Source organism: Stenotrophomonas sp. Steno-C15, assembly GCF_056393265.1.
In genome coordinates this window covers 397,170-417,323 of sequence record NZ_JBWJPF010000001.1, presented here as the reverse complement: position 1 = coordinate 417,323, position 20,154 = coordinate 397,170, and the positions used below count along the sequence as shown (strand labels likewise).

Below are 20,154 nucleotides of genomic sequence, written 5' to 3'. Positions count from 1 at the left end.
CGTGGTATCGCAGGCATCATGGATTCAACGTGAGAAACCGGGCACCGGGTCCTGGCTGACCGGACCCAGCAGCCAGGAACCCCACTCAGGCAGGTTGGGCCGGGCCTCACGCTCGCCTGGCAGTGCCAGCTCGGCATTGCGGGCGAGGGGCTGCACCAGCCGTGGCGTGACGATGATCACCAGTTCCTTGTCCTGGCGCTTGTAGTCGAAATCGCGGAAGAACGAGCCGATGATCGGCAGGTCGCCCAGCAGCGGGATCTTGTTCACCGTGGAGGCGACCGTCGAGCTGACGAGACCGCCGATCACGAAGCTCTCGCCATCGCCCAGTTCCACCGTGGTATCGGCACGGCGGGTGCTGATCGACGGAATCTGCACACCGTTGAGGGAAATGGCGTTGGTGTAGTCGAGGTCGCTGGCTTCCGGCGCCACCTTCAGGGCGATGCGGTTGGGCGCGAGCACGGTCGGGGTGACGGTCAGGCCGATGCCGAACGGCTTGTAGGTGATGGTGGTGGTCCCCAGGCCCTGGGGTTCGAGGATCGGCAGTTCACCACCGGCGAGGAAGCTGGCGCTCTGGCCGGACAGCGCGACCAGGGTCGGCTCGGCCAGCACCCGGGCCATGCCATTGGACTGCAGCAGATCGAGGTCCGCATTCCACAGGCCCTTCGTCGAGCCGAACACCAGGCGGAAGGCCGACGAGATGGGCGATTCCGATTCGTTGCTGGAATTGCCCTCCTGCATGCCGGGCAGCACGCCGGTGTTGCCCGGCAGGATGCCGCCCGGACGAGCGAAGCCATAGGCAAAACCGCCGTTGCGGTTCTGGAAGCTGATGCCGACCTGTTTCAGCGCGGTCTTGTTGAACTCGACCACCTTCACCTCGACCTGGACCACACCGCCGCTGGCGATGGTGGAGGCATCGGCCAGCTGGCCATCCTTGCCCAACGCCATCGCGGCCGCCTTCTGTTCCTGCATGTGCGAGAGCGCGCTGTCGGTGCTTCCCTGCAGCAGGCCCTGCTGGTCCTGCTGGGTGAACACCAAGCCGCTGGAACCCGCATCGGCCGCCCCCTGCACCGCGCTCTGCACGCGGACCTGCACGCGCTGTGGCTCCGACTGCTTGCGGTGCCACAGCAGCAGGGTGGTGGTGCCGGGGGCCTTGCCGACCAGCAGCGCCTGGCGCTGGCCACGCAGCATCACGATATCGGCGACGCCCGGATCGGCGATGGCTACCCGTTCCAGGTCCGCGGGCAGCGTCCAGGGCCGCTGTTCGCGGGCCTGCAGCACCAGGTCGTCGGCAGCCACGCTGGTCGCAGGCGCCAGCAGCACCAGCAGCAGAGCGAGCCAGCGCTGGCGGGAGGAGGGGCGTGGACTCTGGCGACGTTCGGTCATGGAAGCTCTCGGTGCAGGTCAAAGGGAGCCGCGAGGCGCAGAACCATCGCCGCGGATGATCTCGATTCCGGATGCGCGCGGTGCGCTGCGGCGGGCGGCGGGGGGCTGTGCCGGGGCGTCGTTCACCGTGCGTGCGCGTGCGTTGCTGCGACCGGCCAGGGCATCGCCATCGATGCCGGCGAAGGCGTGGTTCTCGGGGCGCTGCAACGCCAGCTGCTGTTCCGCGTCCAGGCCACGCAGCGGGTCGATCACACCCCGCGCCTGCGGGAACAGGGCCAGGTCGGGCTGGCCGGCGTCGGCGGGATTGCGCAGCGCGAGGTAGAGCTTGCCCTGCTGCGCGCCCAGCAGCAGCCGGTTGGCATCGGCCACCGGCACCGCCAGCACGGCGCTGCGGGCCGGCTGGGCTGCGTCACCGCTACTGCCGCCACCGCTGCTGGCGTTGCTGGTGATATCTGCCGCGCGCGGGTCTGCACGGTTGCTGGTATCGGCGCTGGCATTCGTGCTGCCCGTGTTCGGGGCGATGTCCTGCTGGCCATAACTGAGCACGCGCAGGCGCGACAGCAGAAGGCGGGTCTGTGCGGCGTCGGGTGCCGCGTTGTAGCTGGCAGGTTCGCTGCGCAGGTTGAGGAACACATCGACGAAATCGCCCGGCAGGATACGGTTGCCGGCACCGACCAGTTCATCCACCGGCACCGCCAGTGCACGCTCGCCGGGCCGCAGCTGCAGCGAGAAGCCCTGGGCCAGCACTGCGTCGCTGATGGTGCTGCCTTCGGCGATGTCCTGCACCGGCACCTTGCCGACCACGGCGGCCAGGTCGGCGGCGGCACCCGGCACGGCTGCGCTTCGACGGGCCAGGCGCACGCCATTGGCTGTGATCGGTTCACCGGCCGGCAGCCGGGCGATGGCCTCGACCACCGTAATGGCCTGTGCGTCGGCGTGAACGACCGGAGCCGCGCTTTCCGTCGAAGGGGCGGGCCTGCGGCCGATCACGAATGCGATCAGCGCCAGCAGCACCGCGAGTGCGATCAGAGCGATGGCGGCGATGCGGGTCAACTTGAGCATGGAACCGTCTCCTGTACCGTCAGTTGCCGGAGCCGAGGTCGAGCTGGGCGACCGCGACGCTGCGGATGGGGGCCCGCATCACCCAGCCGTAAAGCGTGGCGGTGCCGGGGAAGAAAGGGTGGGCGGCGTAGTCGTAGCGGACGGTGACCGTCATGCACTGCGCGGTCGCCATGCCCGCGCAGGGTGCCTGCGCCGAGACCTGGATCGGACCGGTGCCGCCGGCGCTGCAGTCAGGGTTCTGCCTGGAGAACTGCAGCAGCCATTGCATCGACTGGCGTGCTGCGACGCACGCGGCGGTGCGTCGTTCGTTGGCGGTTCCGAAGCGCAGCGATGCGCGCGCGCCTTCGGCAGCAGCCGTTGCAAGCGTCTGCTGGGCAGCCATGATCAGCACGCCGGAAAAAGTGAACAGCAGCAGCGGCACCAGGCCGAGGATCATCATCAGTGCGTATTCGACGGCAACCACGCCACGCTGGCGCCGCGGACCGAGGGTGTTCATGCGAGACCTCCGTAGGTCGTGGCCAGGAGCCAGCCGATCGCCGCCAATGCGAGGTAGGCCGCATAGGGAATGCCGCGGCGCCCCTGGCGGGCAGCCTCCATTCCGCGCAATGCGGGGTGTGTCTGCCATTGCTCGCTGGCGCGCGATACCTGCAGCTGCACGCGCATCGGCAGGTGCATGCCCAGCTGACGCCCGAGCAGGATCGCCACTGCGTGGGCGCCGGCGGCAAGGTTGGCCACTACCCATATCGGCAGCAAGGCATGCCATCCCAACAGCAGGCCGAGCACGGCAAAGAATTTCACGTCGCCTGCGCCCATCCAGCGTAGTGCGTAGAAGGGCAGGAGCGCGAGCAGGCCGGCAACGGCACCGAGCAGGTGCGCCGGCCATGGCAGTCGTGGCTCACCAAACTGCCCGACGACCAGCAGAGGTATCGCGAGCGCGCACGCGGCCAGCAGCCAGGCATTGGGCACCCGGCGGGCATACAGATCGCTGATCGCGATCCGCAGGCACACACCGATGGCCAATAGTCCCAGCAGTGTCATCGCACTCCCCTTCGTCCGTCACTGGACCGTCTGCAACCGCATCCCGGCCTGCGGCCACCGTGGTCGCGGATGGCGCGACCAGCGGTGGTGCGTCCGCAGGTCGCTCAGGTGGTTGCTTCGGTGGCGATTGCCGAAAGGCGGGTGAACAGCGTGGTGAAGAATTCCGTGATCTGGGTGCGGCCCACGGCAATCAGGATGCCGGCGATCACAGCGGCCAGCAGCCCGTATTCGAGTGCGGTCACGCCATCTTCTTCTTTCAGGAACTTGCGGATGGAAGCGTTCATGACGGTTGTCTCCCTCTACCTGTCAATGGCAACAAGACACCTGCATCGGCCGGTTGCCCGACTCCGTCGGGACCGTCCATGGACCTCTGCCATCCTGGCGGAGGTGGCAATGCGGGACTGTCCCGCATCGCTAAAGCAGGGTGATCTCCGCCAGGGAGTGCAGCGACCGCGCATGTGCGACCGCGCGGCACCAGGCCGGTGGTCGCAACGTCATCGAGCAGCGCGTGCATCGTCATGCTGTCCCCTGGGTGTGACCGCATCGGAGCGGTTCGATCACCGTGATACCGACTTTGCCTGAATGGCGGCCGGGTGCAACCGGAACCTATATGCAAATTCGGCAGGAATCTCTTATTCCTGATAATCGGTTGCTTATTCTGTGATGAAGCGCCGTTCCCAGGCGTAACGATTCATCGTGATGTTAATAATGTGACCCGGGTTAACGCATGCGAGAATCGTGCCACTGGCGCCCACATTTCCTTCACGCCGGGCGCGGGTTGCTGTATTCCCGTGCGACCTGTTTACCTGCGTGGATTATCGGGCATACTCGTATTCAAGGTTTGGTACTTTCAAGGTGGAGCCGGCCAGTGGCCGCATCCATCACGGCAACGGATGATGCTCTTGGAAACCGCGCGCACCTGTAGGGCAGTGGGGGTTGCGGCGGGCAGCTGACCAACGGGGGACGACACTGTCATGGTTGATGGTGGGGTGGTTGACAGCGACGACGGCGAGCTCCGGTCGATCGACCTGGCCACGCTGAGCGGTGTGCTTCGCGTATGCGATGTGGAACTGTTGCTGCTCGACGGCAATGGCCCGCGCGCGGCGTTCGCTTCGCGCGTGCATGAGGAAGCCCTGTTCTGCAGCATCAGCTGCGGATTCCATTGCCGTGGCCGCTTCATGCTGCCGCCGGACTGGGCGATGCTGGGGTATCTGCAGGCCACCGACGAGGCGGTGAGCTGGTGCCATGGCGTACCGCTGGCGGCCGGGATGGCGTTGACCGTGCTTCCCGAAGGCATCAGTGAATTCACCCTCAGCCCCGGTACCCGCTTGACCCTGATGCTGGTGCCGGTATCCCGCGTGCAGCGCAAGCTGACCGAACTGAGCCTGCGCAGCACCCCGCCGGCGGGACAGGCGCTCTCGCTGTTCAATCTGTCCGGTGATGATGCCCCGCTGGCGCTGCATTACCAGCAGCTGCACCAGCAGCTGGGGCAGGGTGCCAGCCTGCAGCCGGAGGAAACCGAGCGGCTGCTGCATGAGCACATCCAGGCCCTGCTGGGTGCCGGTGCCGTCGATCGCCCGGGGTGCAGCCGCGCACGGCGTACGCATTACCTGATCGCCCAGCGCGCCGAGAATTTCATGCGGCTCAACCTGCGTCGCAATATATACATGAATGAAATCTGCGACGCCGCCGGTGTCAGCGAGCGTGGCCTGCGCTATGCATTTGAAGATCTGTTCGGTACGTCGCCCAACCGTTATCTGTCCATGCTGCGCCTGTGTGCAGCCTGCCGCAGCCTATCGATGGCCGACTCCAGCAGGCGTTCTGTCAAGGCGATCGCGCTGAGCTGTGGCCTGTGGGATCTCTCCCGCTTTGCCGACAATTACCGGAAGGTGTTCGGTGAACTTCCGCGGGATACCCTGATGCGTGCACCCGCGCAGTTGGGCCAACCGGCCTGAGTCTTGCCCCACAGGGGCTTTCACGGCATTGCTGCCGGTTTTGCATATCCGGCTGCCGAATCCGGCCGTGGATTTGCCGGATTGCGCGATTGCCCTGCCGGATTGAAGTGCGCCACGCCTCCGCGAACCGTTGAAATGTCAGTCACCTGCCTAGCGGCAAGTCCACTGTCATTCAAGTTGTTCGCCTACGGGGGAAATGCTCATGAACCGCATCTACCGGCGTGTATGGAACCGCCAGCTCAATGCTCTGGTTGTGGCCTCGGAACTGGCCACCGGCGATAGCGGCGGCACCGCATCACGCGATCCGCGCACCTCCCTGCTGACGCCCAGCGCCCTTGCGCTTGCACTGCTGTGCGTGCTGGCCAGCGGGCCGGCATCCGCAACCGAATCCAACCAGTCGCTGCGCGATCTGCAGGCGCTGGCGGCCAAGTACACCCAGACGTTGCCGGTGAAGGTCGATGCCGAAGTCGCCCTGGCTGCAGCCGCGCGACAGGCGCAGGCCACGCCTGCGATCAGTGCCGATACGCGTGTGGGCCTGCAGCTGAGCACGGCCTCGCTGCCGCTGGTGCACGAGGTCCTGCCGGCCGCCGTGCAGGTGAAGCTGGGGGCGAACGCATCGCCGCAGCATGTGCCCACGCCAGCGCTGGCCGCTGATGTGCGGGCCCAGCTCGGCATCGGAGCAGGTACCCAGGTGGATACCTCACTGGCAGCGAACGTTTCCTCCGGCTCCGCTTCGCCGCTGGGGCTGACGGCCGATGCGAAGGCAAAGGCCAGGGTCGGCATCGCGGGTGCCCCGGTGGCATCGGTGGGTGCCGGCGCCAAGGCGGCAGCGGGTATCACGACGTCCTCGCAGGGATTGTCCGGGTTGAAGGCCGGCATCGACGGCAACGCCGACTCGCATCTGGCCATCGCCGGACATCGAATCGAGGGCCAGGGCAAGGCCTCCGCAACCGCAGCGGTGAGCTTGCCCGCCAAGGAAGAACTGCCGGGCGAGACCGATGATCGCGCGATCACGGCGGCGTTCGATGCAGGCGTCGCCGGCAAGGTGCGCGTGCAGGGCCCGGGTGGCCAGGACGTGGTGGCCGATCGCAACCTGAAGCTCGCGGGCCGGACCGTCGTGAGTGCGCAGGCCAGCACGCTCGGTCTCGGAGGCCTGCATCACGGCGCCCTGGGCGATCTTGGCGGTGCGGTGGGTGGCGTAGTGCACGGCGTAGTCGGCACGGTGGGCAGCGCAGCAGGCGAGACGCTGCACGAAACCGTCGGCACCGTAGGTAGCGCAGTGGGCGGCACGCTGCACAACACCGTGGGCGCAGTAGGTGGCACGCTTCACGGAGCTGCCGGCACGGTCGGCGGTGCTGTGGGTGGCGTAGTGCACGACGTGGTCGGCACGGTGGGCAGCGCAGCAGGCGGAACGCTACACGAAACCGTCGGCGCCGTCGGCGGTGCGGTGAGCGGTGTACTGAACGGCACTGTCGGCACCGTGGGTGGCGCAGTGGGCGGCACGCTGCACAACACCGTGGGCGCAGTAGGCGGCACGCTCCACGGTGCTGTCGGTACGGTCGGCAGTGCGGTGGGCGGTGTACTGAACGGCACCGTCGGCAACGTCGGTGGTTCCCTGGGCGACACGTTGAACAACACCGTAGGTGCTGTAGGTGGCGTCCTCGATGGAACCGTCGGCACCGTCGGTGGTGCTGTGGGTGGCGCGCTCAACGGCACGGTCGGCACGATCGGCAGCGCCGTAGGCGGCGCTTTGAACGGCACCGTGGGTGCGGTTGGCGGTGTCCTCGATGGAACCGTCGGCACCGTCGGTGGTGCTGTGGGTGGCGCGCTCAACGGCACGGTCGGCACGGTCGACAGCGCCGTAGGCGGCGCGTTGAACGGCACCGTGGGTGCGGTTGGCGGTGTCCTCGATGGAACCGTCGGCACCGTCGGTGGTGCGGTGGGTGGCGCGCTCAACGGCACAGTCGGCACGATCGGCAGCGCCGTAGGCGGCGCGTTGAACGGCACCGTGGGTGCGGTTGGCGGCGTCCTCGATGGAACCATCGGCACGGTCGGTAGCGCCGTAGGCGGCGCTTTGAATGGCACGGTGGGTGCAGTCGGCGGCGTCCTCGATGGAACCGTCGGCACCGTCGGTGGTGCGGTGGGTGGCGCGCTCAACGGCACGGTCGGCACGGTCGGTAGCGCCGTAGGCAGCGCTTTGAACGGTACCGTGGGTGCCGTAGGTGGCGTCCTCGATGGAACCTCCGGCACTGTCGGTGGTGCAGTCGGTGGCGCGCTCAACGGCACCGTAGGTGCAGTCGGCGGTGTCCTGGATGGAACTGTCGGCACCGTTGGCGGTGCGCTCAACGGCACCGTCGGCACGGTTGGCAGTGCCGTGGGTGGCGCTCTGAACGGCACCGTAGGTGCGGTCGGCGGCGTCCTGGATGGAACCGTCGGCACCGTTGGCGGTGCGCTCAACGGCACGGTTGGCACGGTCGGCAGCGCCGTAGGCGGCGCTCTGAACGGCACCGTAGGTGCAGTCGGCGGTGTCCTGGATGGAACTGTCGGCACCGTTGGCGGTGCGCTCAACGGCACGGTTGGCACGGTTGGCAGTGCCGTGGGTGGCGCTCTGAACGGCACCGTAGGTGCGGTCGGCGGCGTCCTGGATGGAACTGTCGGCACGGTCGGCGGTGCAGTCGGCGGTGCGCTGAACGGCACGGTCGGCACGGTCGGCAGCGCGGTAGGCGGCGCGTTGAACGGTACGGTAGGTGCAGTCGGTGGCGTCCTGGATGGAACTGTCGGCGCGGTCGGCGGTGCAGTCGGCGGTGCGCTGAACGGCACCGTTGGCACAGTCGGCAGCGCCGTAGGCGGTGCTTTGAACGGCGCCGTGGGCGCGGTCGGCGGTGCAGTCGGAGGCGTGCTCAACGGCACGGTCGGCGCAGTCGGTGGTGCGGTGGGTGGTGTGCTCAACGGCACCGTCGGCACCATCGGAGGTGCCGTGGGCGGTGCACTCAACAATACGGTCGGCTCGGTCGGCAGCGTTGTCGGTGGCCTGCTAGGGGGTGGCAGCACCACGCCGGGCAGCGGGCTGGACGGCGTACTCACCGGCACGCTCGGCAACGTCGGCGGTGCGGTGGGCAACCTGCTGGAGGGCAACCTCAACGGTACCGTCAACAATCTCGGCGGCGCAGTCGGCGGGTTGGTGGGCGGCACGCTGGGTGGCCTGGGCCTGACCCAGCCCTCGGCGATTCCGCCGGACAGCCCGAAGGCACCCGCTCCGGCTGATCCGAATGCGGGACTCATCATCGGTACCGGTGGCCTGGTCGGCAACGTCGGCCAGCTGATCGGCCCGACGACCAGCAGCCTGTTCGGCGGTGACGGCTATCTGCACAACGGCAATCTCAAGCTCAGCAACGCGAACGTGATGCAGGCCTACTCCACGGTCAACGTGCTCGGCCTGCCGGTCGTGAACCTGTCACCGGTCGGCAGCACCCTCAATGGCCTGGGCGGCGCGGTGACCGGTGGCAGCTCGCACCTGACCCTGATCGGTGGCGTCACCTCCGACAGTTACATCTACAACATCAACAACGGCAACCCCGGTGGCCTGCTGGGCCTGCTGCTGCCGACGGATTCGCCGGCATGGGCCGCCAAGTGCCTGGATATCGCGTTGGCCGACATCTCCTGCTGGGCGGTCAACGCCGCACAGGATTACCAGGTGCTGATGGGTGACGGTGCCTTCGCCAACGGCTCCAAGGAAGTGGTGATCGGCGCCAATGCCCGCCATGAGCTGCCGAAGGTGGATGCCAACGTGGCGTTCCCGGGAGCCGGTCCCAACGATCCCACCAATCCAACCGGCGTGCCGACTGCGGACTACGCCGCGCGCATGGGCCACTCGGTGATCGTCGGCGACAGCGCGGTGGGTACTGCCAACGGCCAGACCCTGCTGGGTGCGGAGGCGACCTCCAACCAGGCCAATTCGGTGGCGCTGGGCTACCGTTCCGCAGCGCTGCGCGGCGCACAGGCCAGCTACAGCGCCTATGGTCTGACTGCCGCCCAGGTCTCTGCCGGTGAAGTTTCGGTGGGTACCGCCAACGGTGGCGAGCGCCAGATCACCAACCTGGCTGCGGGTAGCGCCAACACCGATGCGGTCAACGTCGCCCAGTTGAAGGGTGCGATCAGCCTCATCGACGATGTTTCGGCCGGCGCGGTGATGTACGACGTCGATGGCGCAGGCAATCCAGACTATCGCCGCGTCACGCTCGGCAACGGCACCGGTACCACCACCATCGGCAACCTCGCCGCGGGTGCGGTCACCGCCGGCAGCCTGGAAGCCGTCAACGGCGGCCAGCTGGCCACCACCAACGCCGCCATCGCCGGCTTCTTCGGTGGCATCACCGCCTTCGATCCGGTCAGTGGCGCCTTCACCGCGCCGCTGTTCGAGATCAGCACGATCTCCACCGATGGCGCCATTGCGCAGGGCCTGTACAACAATGCGACCGATGCCTTCGACGCCGTCGACGGCTCGCTGGTCAATCTCAACACGCAGATCAACGATATCCGCAACGGCGGCACCAAGTACCTGCGGGTGAACTCCACGGGCGTGGAGGCAGTGGCCACCGGTGCCGACTCCATCGCGGTCGGTACCAACGCCCGCGCCACGGCGGCCAACGCGATCGCGGTCGGTGCCGGCAGCCTGGCTGACCGTGCGAACAGCGTGTCGATCGGTGCAGCGGGTGCCGAACGCCAGGTGACGAATCTGGCCGCCGGTACGGCTGCCACCGATGCGGTGAACCTGGGCCAGCTGCAGGCCTCGGAGGAAGGCGCGCTGCGCTACGACCTCAATGGCGATGGCAGCGTCAACTACGCCAGCGCCACGCTGGGTCAGGGCGGCACGGCGACCACGCTGCGCAACCTCGGCCCGGGCCAGGTGAGCGCCACGAGCACCGAAGCCATCAATGGTGCCCAGCTGTTCGCTGCCAACCAGGCTGTCGCCACCCATCTCGGGGGCGGCGCGGCGGTCAATGCGGCCGGTGTGCTGACCGCGCCGACCTACACGATCAACAACATCGCCGCCAATGGCACCATCAGCCAGGGCAGCTACAACGACGTCGGCACCGCCTTCGACGCGGTCAGCAATTCGCTGGCCAATGTCGCCGACCAGACCGACGATATCGACAAGCGCGCGGTGAAGTACGATGTCGATGGCAGTGGCAACGTCGTGAACACGGTCACCCTGAGCGGTACCGGCACGGGTGCGGTGAAGGTGACCAACGTGGCGGCCGGCAGCATCCTTGCAGGCAGCAGCGACGCCATCACCGGCGACCAGCTGTTCAGCACGAACTCGACCATCGCCAGCTACTTCGGTGGCAGCACGGCCTTCGACGGCACCACCAATCTGTGGACCGCGCCGTCGTTCAGCATCTCCAGCATCGCCACCGACGGCACCCTGACCGCCAACGACTACAGCAACGTCACCGCGGCGTTCTCCGCGGTGGACGGTTCGCTGAGGGTGCTCAACCAGCGCATCACCAACGGTGGCGGCAGCCCGTACCTGGCAGTGAACTCCAGCGCCGCGGCGGCCGCTGCGGCAGGTGCGGAGGCGCTGGCGGTGGGTCCGCAGGCCAGTGCGGCAGGTGCTTCGGCCGTGGCAGTCGGCAACGGTGCCAACGCCAGCGCGGACAACAGCGTGGCACTGGGTGCCGGCTCGGTGGCCAGCGTCGGCGCGCAGAGCGGCTATACCGGTGCCTATGGTCAGACGGGTGCCAGCAATTCGGCAGGCGAAGTGTCGGTCGGCAGCAGCGGCAGTGAACGCAAGATCACCCACGTTGCCGACGGCTCGGACGATCACGACGCGACGAATGTCGGCCAGCTGAAGAATGGCGTGAACTATGCCATCGATCAGTCCAAGGCCTACACCGACCAGAAGATCCAGAACATCACCAACGTCGCCGGCAGCTTCCGCGCCAACAACAGCAACAACCTGGCCGATCCGGCCGCGACGGGCGCCAATTCCGCAGCCGGTGGTGCAGGGTCGACGGCCGCCGGTGCCAACTCGACGGCCCTGGGCAACGGCTCGCAGGCACAGGCCGACAACTCGGTGGCCCTGGGCGCAGGGTCGGTGGCCAACCGTGCCAACACGGTTTCGGTGGGGGCCAGCGGCGCCGAACGGCAGGTGGTCAATGTGGCAGACGGCACCCAGGCCACCGATGCGGTCAACGTGCGGCAGCTGCAGGCCTCGCAGCAGGGCACCATCCGCTACGACACCACCGTCAACGGAGCCACCAACTTCAACAGTGTCACTCTCGGCAGCAGCACCAGCGGCCCGACGACGGTCCGCAACGTTGCCGCCGGTACGGCAGGCACCGACGCGGTCAATGTCGACCAGCTGAAGTCCGGCATGGCGCAGACCCTGGACTGGTCGAAGGCCTATACCGACGAGCGCATGGGCGGCTTCGAGCGCGACCTGCGCAGGACCGACAACCGCGCTTCGGCCGGCATCGCTTCGGCCATGGCCACGGCCTCGCTGCCGCAGCCGAGCGAAGCGGGTCGCAGCATGGCCTCGTTCGCCGCCGGCAGCTACAACGGCGAATCGGGCGTGGCGGTGGGCCTGTCCGGTGTCTCGGAAGGAGGCCGCTGGATCTACAAGTTCAGCGGCTCCACCAACAGCCGTGGCGAGGCCGGTGTGGCCGTCGGTGCCGGCATCCAGTGGTAACGCCGTAGCCGGGCCGCGATCGCGGCCCGGTTGCCGCGCAAACGTCTACAGGGGGAATGACATGAATCAGCATCGCATCGCCCGCGCCGGCCGCATCGCCGCGTCGCTGGGCCTGATCCTCGCCGCCGGCCTGCTGGCCGCCTGCCGCAGCCACGCGCCCGCCGGTGAGGGTCCGGCGGAGGCCACTGCAGTGGCCTTCCCGGAAGTCTCCAAGGCGTCGCTGAAGGAGGGTACCTATCCCGACATCGCCGACCTGCGCCGCTTCGCGCCCGGGATGAGCAAGCGGCAGCTGTACAGCCTGCTGGGTACGCCCCACTTCAACGAAGGCATGTGGGGCGTGCGCGAGTGGAACTATCTGTTCAACTTCCGCACCGCACAGGGCGCCGAGTACTTCACCTGCCAGTTCCAGGTGCGCTTCGACAACAAGGGCATCGCCCAGGCCGGCTACTGGAAGCCCGAATCCTGCGCCGCCGTGCTCGACCCGCCGCGGCCACCGCCGCCGCCGCCGGCACCCGCGCCACTGCCCGAACAGCCGCTGCGCCTGGCCGCCGATGCACTGTTCGGTTTCGACAGCGCGGTACTCAGCGCCGAAGGCCAGCAGGCGGTGCAGGGCATCCTGGCGCAGGTCCGTGAGGCCAGCAAGGTGCAGTCGATCCAGGTCGTCGGCTACACCGACCGTATCGGTGCGGCCAGCTACAACCAGCAACTCTCGCAGAAGCGGGCCGAAGCGGTGCGCACGGCCCTGGTGCAGGGCGGAGTGCCGCCGGGCAGCATCAGTGCCGAAGGGCGCGGCGCGGCTGAACCGATCGTGCAGTGCGCACAGCGCAACCGTCGCGAACTGATCGCGTGCCTTGCGCCGAATCGCCGGGTGCAGATCGTCGGGATCGCGCACCCGCGCTGAAGTCTCCCGCGCCGTGGTCATGCCCCGGCATCCCGAGTCCCCCCTGACCACCGGCAGGACGTGGCCACGTCTCCCCCGTCGTCCACCCCTGCCGGTGGCTCAGGTTTTCATACGGTGCACGCGATGAACGCCCAATTCCTGCCTCTGTCCATGAAGACGGAAACCACCCTCAGCGTGTATGGCCAGCTCGGCAATCATGCGGTCGTGCGCATCCCCGGGCGGCGCCTGCCGGGCCTGATCCTGCAGGCCGATACCGTGGCCGGGTTCCTGGCCCAGCTGCAGGAAACCCAGGCCTGCCTGCGCAGTGGCCGGGCGCAGCGTGCCGATGCAGAGCTGGACATGCTGATCGACATGCTGGAGCAATGGTACGCGTTGATCGAGTCGCGGCTGGCCGATGCCGGCGAAGCGCTGTAGCAGCGGGGCGGGCGATCAATCGGCGTCTTCGACACGCTCGCCCATCAGTTCGCGCTGGCGCTTGTCCAGTTCCTCGGCGTAGCGCCTGCGCACGAAGGCCTCGGAAACAATGCCCAGCAGCTGGCCATCGGCGGCAACCACGGCCAGTTCGTCGGCCTGCGTGCGGTCGAAGCACTGCATCACGCTGACCACATCCGCGCCGGGCAACAGTGACACCTCGCGGTTCTCGGCCAGGTCGCCAACGGGTGTCTCCGGCTTCACGCCGTCGGCGTAGACGCGCGGAATCTGCACGATGCCGGCGTAGTGGCCTTCACTGTCGATCAGGACCACGCGACTGCCGGAGCCCAGCGGGAAACGCTGGCGGAACGCAGCGGCATCCAGCCCGGCCGGAGTGGTGGCAACGCCCTTGCGCATCATCCGCCCGGCGTTGAGGGTGTGGATCCAGCCGACGTCGCGTGCGCTGCGGATGGTTTCGCCGCGCAGATGCATGCGCCATGTCGAGAACGAGTAACCGAACCACTGGCGGACCAGTGTGCTGGAGACCAGTACCGCGCTCATCACCACGCTGGTCAGCAGGAAGTCGTGGGTGCCTTCCAGCACCAGCATGGCCATGGTCATCGGCGCGCCGACCACTGCGGCGGCCAACGCGGCCATGCCCGCAAGCGCCGCGGACGTGGCGTCGACCACGGGCACGCCAGTGGCCATCGCCAGCAGGCCGGCAAACAGGGTGCCGACCAGGGTGCCCATGAACAGCGACGCAAAGAACAGGCCACCGCGGAAGCCGAAGCCCAGCGAAATGCCCGAGGCCAGAAGCTTCAGGGCGAGCAGGCCGCCGATCCAGATCAGTGGCAGCTGCGTGGTCAGGTCCAGGTGCAGCGCACCGTGACCGGAGGAAAGCACCTGCGGGCTGGCCATGGCCAGTGGAATCAGCAGGAGGCCGCCGACCACCGGGCGCCCCCACAGGGGCAGTGGACTGCGCTTGACCACGCCTTCGATGGAGGCGATCAGTCGCATCACGCCGATCCCCACCATGGCGCAGCAGCAACCGAGCAGGCCGTAGATCGCGTAGTCGGCGGCGCGCACATCGATGGTCGAGGCTGCGGGCAGCAGGTACGCCTCGATGCCGGCCTGGTCGGCGACGAATGCACCCGCCAGTGCGGCCAGGGCCACAGGCGCGAGAGCGGCGGGCGTGTAGGCGCCGATGACGATCTCGAACGCGTAGAAGGCGCCGGCCAGCGGAGCCCCGAAGGCCGCGGCGATGGCGCCGGCGGCACCGGCACCGACCAGGATGCGCACATCATTGCGGCGCAGGCGCATGACACGGCCCAGCTGCGAGCCGCTGCCCGCACCCATCTGGGTATACGAAGCCTCAAGACCGACGGACGCACCGCAGCCGTTCGACAGCAGGGTCTGGGTGAGCACGATCAGATTGTCGCGCATCGACATGCGACCGCCATGCAGGGCATTGGCCTCGACCGCGTCGAGCAGCGGGCGCTTGCGCCGCGCGGCCGCCAGGCTGACCAGCCCAACCAGCAGGCCGCCCAGCGGCAGCACCAGCAGGGCGGTCCAGCTGAGCGTGGGCAGGGAGCTGAGGCGCATGCCGGGTTCCAGCCCGTACAGCGCACTCTGCAGCCCGCGCGCGATGTCCGACTGCAGCAGCGTCAGGCCACCGGCGATCAGGCCGACCAGCAACGCCAGTGCGATGAACCACAGGTCGCTGCCACGCAGGCGCAGTCGCAGGCCCTGGAAGGCCAGATGCAGGCGCGATGGTGGAACCGTGGAGGCCATGGTGGCGGCATGATACGCCGCCATCGTGATCGCCACCGTCACCGCATCGGGCATTTACCGCATCAGAAGCGGTAGCGTCCCTGCAGGTAGAAGGTGCGTGGCGCGGCCACCATGCGCCCGGCATTGCCGTCGACATTGCGGGTGTACCAGCGCTTGTCGGCCAGGTTGTTCACGCCGGCCGTGATCTCGCTGTCGCCCAGCCCCGGAACCTGCCAGGCCACCTGCGCATTCCACAGCCGCACCCCCGGCACGCGGCCCACGCGTGCATCGGCGCTTTCCTGCCAGGTGTTGGCAGCGTCGGAGAACTGGCCGCTCTGGTGCGTGCTGGAGACATTGAAGGTCCAGGCCGACAGCGCATAGCGGGCGCCGATGCTGTCGGTGTCGCGCGAGTAGAAGGGCACGTCCCGGCCGCGGTTGGCACCGGACTGCTGGATCGCCTTGGTCCAGGTGTAGTTGGCGTACAGCTCCAGTCCGGCCAGCACGCTGTCTTCGGCGAAGCGGTATTCGAGCGCGCTTTCCACACCCTTGTGGTCGGTCGCACCGATGTTCTGGAAGGTGGGAGGAGTGATTCCCGGCACCTGCAGGATCTGGTTGTCGAAGCGCATCCTGAACACCGTGACCTCGGCGCGCAGCGCGCCGTCCTGCCAGCGGGCGCCCAGCTCGGTGGTCCTGGCCACCTCCGGATTCAGCGGATTGCTGGCGGTCTGCGAGTTCAGCTGGATGTTCTGCACCGGCCCGAACGAGGTGGTGTAGTTGCCGAACACGGTCAGCTGCGGGGTCAACAGGTAGGCGACGTTGAGCGAGGGCAGGGCTTTGTCGTTGCGGCTGCTGAAGGTGGTGCCGCCATCGGCCTGGCGGCGGTCCATGTCGATCCATTCCATGCGCACCCCCGGCGTGATCCGCCACTGGCCGATGGCGATGCGGTCGTCGAGATAGAAGGCGTGGGCGTCGGTGGCATTGTCGAAGCGGTTGATGGGGCTTGCGGCGCCGGTGCGGCGGGTCACCGTGTAGCTGCGGTCGTTGCCGCGCTCGCGCAGGAAGCGGTAGCCCGCGGTGACGTCGTGCACGCTTGCCCCCCAGTGCAGGCGCTGGGTGTAGCGCGGTTCGATGCCGAGCACGCGGTAGTCGCGCGGCTGCACGCTCACCTGGGTGTTGGCAGCGTTGATCAGCGAGCTGGCACGGGTGCTCTCGTTGTAATAGGCCAGTACCTCGAACTCGCTGGTGTCGGACAACGTGTGGGTGTAGCCCAGATCGATGCCCGTGCGGTGGCCCTTCCAGAAGTCATCGGGACGCGTGTTCTGGAACGGATCCGCCTCGTACTGCGCGCGGGTCAGGCCGCCTGGCGTCAGCGAGCGGACGTCGTAGTAGGACAGCTTGGCACGCAGCGTCTGCTGGTCGTCGATGGCGTAGGCGAACTTCAGTGCCAGATCGTTGAAACGGTCGTCGCTGCCTTCGCGCCAGCCGCGACCGTCCTGGCCGGAATAGAGCAGGGCGACGCCCAGGCCGTTGTCGCTGGTGCCGCCGAGGAAGGTGTTGTACTGGGTGCTGTCGCCGCCGCCATGGTCATGGGCGTTGTAGCGGATCCCGACCTCGCCGTGCAGGCCGCTCTGCTGCGGGATGGCGCGGGTGCTGAAGTTGATGATGCCGCCCACGTTCTGCGGCCCGTAACGCACGGCTCCGCCGCCGCGCACGACGTCGATCGATTCGATGTTGGACAGGCTGGCCGGCGCGAACGACAGCTGGGGCTGGCCGTAGGGTGCGACGGCCAGCGGCACGCCATCCAGCAGCACCGTCGAGCGGGGTGAGTAGCGGCCGGTGAGGCCGCGCACGCCGATGTTCAGCGACACCGAACTGCCGGCGGTGCCGGAGTTGTCGGTGACCTGCACGCCGGGGATGCGGCGCATGGCGTCGCCGATGCTGGTCGCGCCACTGGCCTCGATGCGCTGGCGATCGACCACCGTACGTGCCCCGGCGAAGCTCTTGACGCTGTCATGCAGGCCGGTGCCCAGCCAACTGCCGGAGACCTGGATGCTGTCGAGCGTGGTCGGGGCGTCCTGGGCGAGGGCCGAAGCAAGGGGCATCAGGCACAGGGCGAGGGCTGCCACCAAGGGCAGCTGGGCCGGTTTCGGGGTGCGGAGGGGCATCTGGACGGCACAGGGGAGGTGGTAAATGAGAATTATTGCTGATTCCATTCGTGAATGGAATCGAGGGCAGATGGCCTCCGGGGTCGGGTGGTAAAGTGAATGATTGCCTCCTGACTCACCGAGATCCGTCATGCCTGCAGCTGTCTTCTATCCCGTCGGAACCCCTGGCCAGCCGTGGGGAGCGGCGGAACGGGAGCAGTGGCGTGCGCGCCAGCAGCGCCTGCGCCGCTACGACGAGGAAGTACTGCCGCGCATCGAGGCACTGGCAGCGCGCTTCGACAAGGTGGCCTACGGCCAGCTCGACTACGCGGGAGAGACCTATACCCTGTTCGCCCTGCGCAGCCGCGACTGGAACCCGGCGCTGCCGGCGGCGCTGGTCACCGGCGGCGTGCACGGCTACGAGACCAGTGGTGTGATGGGTGCCCTGGAGTTCCTTGAAAAGCACGCAGCCGATTACGCGGGCAAGGCCAACCTGCTGGTGGCACCGTGCGTCAACCCGTGGGGTTTCGAGCGCATCAACCGCTGGAACTTCGACGCGATCGATCCGAACCGCAACTTCCGTGCCGGTGGTCCGGCTCGCGAATCTACCGCGCTGATCGAGCTGATCGAACCCCTCAAGGGCCAGTTCGTGCTGCACATCGATCTGCATGAGACCACCGACAGCGATGAAAGCGAGTTCCGCCCTGCGCTGGCGGCGCGCGACGGCAAGCCGTTCGAACCGGGCCTGATTCCTGATGGCTTCTACCTGGTGGACGACAGCGCCAATCCGCAGCCGGCGTTCCAGCAGGCCGTGATCGCGGCGGTGGAAAAGGTGACCCACATTGCACCGGCCGACGACAAGGGCGAGATCATCGGCTCTCCGGTGGTGGCCCATGGCGTGATCGAGTACCCGCTGGTGGAACTGGCCCTCTGTGCCGGCATCACCGGTGCGCCGTACACCACCACCACCGAAGTCTACCCGGACAGCCCGCGCGCCACGCCGCAGCAGTGCAACGACGCGCAGGTGGCCGCGGTCTGCTCCGCGCTGGACTACGCACTGGCGCATCGCTGAGGGGGAGTGCCGAGCCCATGCGCGGCTGCGGTTGCAACAACCTTGATACATCCCGGGCCGATACGGCCCGGCGCTACCGCAGCGCGTCGGCCCACCACAGTGCGGCCGGCCCGGGCGGCGTGTCGCGTCGCCATACCAGGTCGCTGTGGATGCGCCGCGGCCAACCGGGCAGGGCCAGTTCCACCAGGTGTCCGCGGTCGTAGCGCTGCACCAGCGCTCTCGGGAGTTCGGCCCAGCCGATGCCTTCCTCGGCCATTTCCATCACCATCAGGTAGTCCGATGCGGTCCAGGCCGGGCCGGCGACGGCACGCGCGTGATCGACCTGTGCGCTCAAGCGAATCTGCCGATGGCGGGCAAGCTGCGGTGCGGCGCGCGCACCGGCCGCGGCCAGTGCGTGTCCGTGCGCGACATACACCGCCAGCTCGCTGTGATGGGCCAGGGGCTGTGCGATCACTGCATCCGGATAGCGCTCCTGGCGAGGCAGCAGGCCCAGTCCGGCGCGGCCGCTGCCGACCAGTTCCAGCACATCGTGCCCTTCAGCGTCGAGCCACTCCAGTTCGATTTCGGGAAAGGCTTCAGCGAAACGCTGCAGCACCTGTTGCGCCGGGTCCAGCTGGTAAACATCGGAGAACACCACCGTCAGCCGGGGTTCGACAGGTGCAGCCAGGCGCACGCTCAGCTGCTGCAGGCGCGCATCGGCAGCCAGGATCTCCTGGGCATGGCCCAGCACCTGCCGCCCCGGGTCGGTAAGCTGCGGATAGCGCCCGCTGCGGTCGAACAGGGAGACGCCCAGATCGGCTTCCAGATGGGCGATGGCGGTGCTGACCGTCGATTGCGTCTTGCGCAGGCGCCGCGCGGCAGCCGAGAAGGAGCCCAGTGCGGCAGCCTCGACGAACGCCTGCAGGGATTCAGGAGAGTAGGGCATCGATCCATCGCTCATATCGATGGATTCCATTTTTGATCCATCGTAAATGGCGATGATACTGGACGCCATCGCCCCTGTCAGCGGGCGCTGTGAATCCTGCTGGAGTTTTCCCATGACCCGTCGTGTTCCCGCCCCAGGCCCCCTGATTGCCTGGGCCTGCCTGACCGTGGCGATCGTCGCCGAAGTGGTCGGCACGTCCTTCATGGCCCATGCCGCCCGCGCCGGTGGCTGGACCGGCTACCTGGTGATGGCCGGGGCGCTGGCGTTGTCCTATTACTTCCTGGCGCTGTCGGTACGGCGCATCGCGGTCGGCGTTGCGTACGCGGTGTGGGAGGGGCTGGGGCTGACCCTGCTGACCCTGGTCGGCATTGCGGTGTTCGGCGAGAGCCTGTCGATGCAGCAGCTGGCCGGCCTGCTGCTGGCGGTGGCCGGCATTGTCTGCGTCACCCTTGGGGAGGCGCACTGATGAACACAACGGCACTGTTCTTCGTGATCTGTTCCGCACTGATCGACGTCGCGGCAAACATGATGGTGGCCAAGTCCGAAGGCTTCCGCCGCTGGCACTGGGGTGTCGGTGCCGTTGTCATGGTCTGGATCGCCTTCGCGCTGCTGGGCCAGGCAGTGCGCTACCTGGACCTGGCCACGGCCTATGCGCTGTGGGGTGCCATCGGCGTGATCGGCACCGCTACCTGCGGGCGCCTGCTGTTCGGCAATCGCCTGCGGCCCATCGGCTGGATCGGCATTGCACTGGTGACGGGGGCGGTGCTTCTGCTCAGTACCGCATGAGCGGCGACGATTGCAG

Annotated in this window: 15 protein-coding genes; 7 read left to right on the top strand and 8 right to left on the bottom strand. The window is 67.7% G+C overall.

What is annotated here, in order from left to right; all coding sequences use genetic code 11:
* Positions 1-24: 24 nt before the first annotated feature.
* From AC06FB_RS01815 to AC06FB_RS01795, 5 genes are all read right to left on the bottom strand, one after another.
* The gene (locus AC06FB_RS01815) at positions 25-1,383 is read right to left on the bottom strand and encodes a type II and III secretion system protein family protein (protein WP_111185926.1); all 1,359 of its coding nucleotides are present in this window, start codon (positions 1,381-1,383) and stop codon (positions 25-27) included.
* An 18-nt stretch (positions 1,384-1,401) separates the two neighbouring features.
* Positions 1,402-2,445 (bottom strand): Flp pilus assembly protein CpaB, encoded by a 1,044-nt coding sequence (cpaB, locus tag AC06FB_RS01810; protein ID WP_164152538.1) that lies wholly within the window; start codon positions 2,443-2,445, stop codon positions 1,402-1,404.
* 19 nt (positions 2,446-2,464) lie between these two features.
* A complete protein-coding gene (locus AC06FB_RS01805) occupies positions 2,465-2,941 on the bottom strand; it encodes a TadE/TadG family type IV pilus assembly protein (protein WP_111185924.1) in 477 nt (158 codons plus the stop codon).
* A complete protein-coding gene (locus AC06FB_RS01800; RefSeq protein ID WP_478053311.1) occupies positions 2,938-3,483 on the bottom strand; it encodes an A24 family peptidase in 546 nt (181 codons plus the stop codon). The genes AC06FB_RS01805 and AC06FB_RS01800 overlap by 4 nt, the downstream gene beginning before the upstream one ends.
* Before the next feature lie 104 nt (positions 3,484-3,587).
* Positions 3,588-3,767: a Flp family type IVb pilin gene (locus tag AC06FB_RS01795; protein ID WP_065175243.1), complete on the bottom strand. Its 180-nt coding sequence runs from the start codon at positions 3,765-3,767 to the stop codon at positions 3,588-3,590.
* Between the two features lie 690 nt (positions 3,768-4,457).
* On the opposite strand from AC06FB_RS01795, the gene AC06FB_RS01790 reads away from it, so the two are divergent.
* The 4 genes from AC06FB_RS01790 to AC06FB_RS01775 all read left to right on the top strand — a co-directional run bounded on the left by AC06FB_RS01790 (position 4,458) and on the right by AC06FB_RS01775 (position 13,444).
* A complete protein-coding gene (locus AC06FB_RS01790) occupies positions 4,458-5,438 on the top strand; it encodes an AraC family transcriptional regulator (protein WP_065175242.1) in 981 nt (326 codons plus the stop codon).
* A gap of 202 nt (positions 5,439-5,640) precedes the next feature.
* The gene (locus AC06FB_RS01785) at positions 5,641-12,129 is read left to right on the top strand and encodes an ESPR-type extended signal peptide-containing protein (protein ID WP_478053310.1); all 6,489 of its coding nucleotides are present in this window, start codon (positions 5,641-5,643) and stop codon (positions 12,127-12,129) included.
* Positions 12,130-12,190: 61 nt separating this feature from the next.
* Entirely contained in the window at positions 12,191-13,030 is an 840-nt protein-coding gene (locus AC06FB_RS01780) for an OmpA family protein (protein ID WP_053517837.1), read from the top strand.
* A gap of 123 nt (positions 13,031-13,153) precedes the next feature.
* Entirely contained in the window at positions 13,154-13,444 is a 291-nt protein-coding gene (locus AC06FB_RS01775; RefSeq protein WP_053517836.1) for a DUF6959 family protein, read from the top strand.
* A 15-nt stretch (positions 13,445-13,459) separates the two neighbouring features.
* Here the strand turns inward: AC06FB_RS01775 and AC06FB_RS01770 are convergent, their stop codons facing one another.
* Together AC06FB_RS01770 and AC06FB_RS01765 are read right to left on the bottom strand one after the other, a co-directional pair.
* The gene (locus AC06FB_RS01770; protein WP_478053324.1) at positions 13,460-15,256 is read right to left on the bottom strand and encodes a chloride channel protein; all 1,797 of its coding nucleotides are present in this window, start codon (positions 15,254-15,256) and stop codon (positions 13,460-13,462) included.
* Between the two features lie 38 nt (positions 15,257-15,294).
* The gene (locus AC06FB_RS01765) at positions 15,295-17,376 is read right to left on the bottom strand and encodes a TonB-dependent receptor family protein (RefSeq protein WP_478053309.1); all 2,082 of its coding nucleotides are present in this window, start codon (positions 17,374-17,376) and stop codon (positions 15,295-15,297) included.
* A gap of 130 nt (positions 17,377-17,506) precedes the next feature.
* On the opposite strand from AC06FB_RS01765, the gene AC06FB_RS01760 reads away from it, so the two are divergent.
* Entirely contained in the window at positions 17,507-18,427 is a 921-nt protein-coding gene (locus AC06FB_RS01760; protein ID WP_111185920.1) for a M14 family metallopeptidase, read from the top strand.
* Positions 18,428-18,500: 73 nt separating this feature from the next.
* On the opposite strand, the gene AC06FB_RS01755 is transcribed toward AC06FB_RS01760, so the two are convergent.
* Complete coding sequence (locus tag AC06FB_RS01755) at positions 18,501-19,352, bottom strand: LysR family transcriptional regulator (RefSeq protein ID WP_065175330.1); 852 nt, start codon at positions 19,350-19,352, stop codon at positions 18,501-18,503.
* A 112-nt stretch (positions 19,353-19,464) separates the two neighbouring features.
* On the opposite strand from AC06FB_RS01755, the gene AC06FB_RS01750 reads away from it, so the two are divergent.
* A complete protein-coding gene (locus tag AC06FB_RS01750; RefSeq protein ID WP_053517832.1) occupies positions 19,465-19,818 on the top strand; it encodes an SMR family transporter in 354 nt (117 codons plus the stop codon).
* The gene (locus AC06FB_RS01745; protein WP_263174559.1) at positions 19,818-20,138 is read left to right on the top strand and encodes a DMT family transporter; all 321 of its coding nucleotides are present in this window, start codon (positions 19,818-19,820) and stop codon (positions 20,136-20,138) included. Before AC06FB_RS01750 ends, AC06FB_RS01745 begins: the two co-directional genes overlap by 1 nt.
* Positions 20,139-20,154: the final 16 nt, after the last annotated feature.

Bases quoted from the DNA above. Each gene is read 5' to 3' on its own strand.
- AC06FB_RS01815 (WP_111185926.1), bottom strand. From the start codon at position 1,383: ATGACCGAACGTCGCCAGAGTCCACGCCCCTCCTCCCGCCAGCGCTGG.
- AC06FB_RS01760 (WP_111185920.1), top strand. From the start codon at position 17,507: ATGCCTGCAGCTGTCTTCTATCCCGTCGGAACCCCTGGCCAGCCGTGG.
- AC06FB_RS01775 (WP_053517836.1), top strand. From the start codon at position 13,154: ATGAACGCCCAATTCCTGCCTCTGTCCATGAAGACGGAAACCACCCTC.
- AC06FB_RS01790 (WP_065175242.1), top strand. From the start codon at position 4,458: ATGGTTGATGGTGGGGTGGTTGACAGCGACGACGGCGAGCTCCGGTCG.
- AC06FB_RS01755 (WP_065175330.1), bottom strand. From the start codon at position 19,352: ATGCCCTACTCTCCTGAATCCCTGCAGGCGTTCGTCGAGGCTGCCGCA.
- AC06FB_RS01745 (WP_263174559.1), top strand. From the start codon at position 19,818: ATGAACACAACGGCACTGTTCTTCGTGATCTGTTCCGCACTGATCGAC.
- AC06FB_RS01750 (WP_053517832.1), top strand. From the start codon at position 19,465: ATGACCCGTCGTGTTCCCGCCCCAGGCCCCCTGATTGCCTGGGCCTGC.
- AC06FB_RS01770 (WP_478053324.1), bottom strand. From the start codon at position 15,256: ATGGCGGCGTATCATGCCGCCACCATGGCCTCCACGGTTCCACCATCG.
- AC06FB_RS01795 (WP_065175243.1), bottom strand. From the start codon at position 3,767: ATGAACGCTTCCATCCGCAAGTTCCTGAAAGAAGAAGATGGCGTGACC.
- AC06FB_RS01780 (WP_053517837.1), top strand. From the start codon at position 12,191: ATGAATCAGCATCGCATCGCCCGCGCCGGCCGCATCGCCGCGTCGCTG.
- AC06FB_RS01800 (WP_478053311.1), bottom strand. From the start codon at position 3,483: ATGACACTGCTGGGACTATTGGCCATCGGTGTGTGCCTGCGGATCGCG.
- AC06FB_RS01765 (WP_478053309.1), bottom strand. From the start codon at position 17,376: ATGCCCCTCCGCACCCCGAAACCGGCCCAGCTGCCCTTGGTGGCAGCC.
- AC06FB_RS01805 (WP_111185924.1), bottom strand. From the start codon at position 2,941: ATGAACACCCTCGGTCCGCGGCGCCAGCGTGGCGTGGTTGCCGTCGAA.
- AC06FB_RS01785 (WP_478053310.1), top strand. From the start codon at position 5,641: ATGAACCGCATCTACCGGCGTGTATGGAACCGCCAGCTCAATGCTCTG.
- cpaB (WP_164152538.1), bottom strand. From the start codon at position 2,445: ATGCTCAAGTTGACCCGCATCGCCGCCATCGCTCTGATCGCACTCGCG.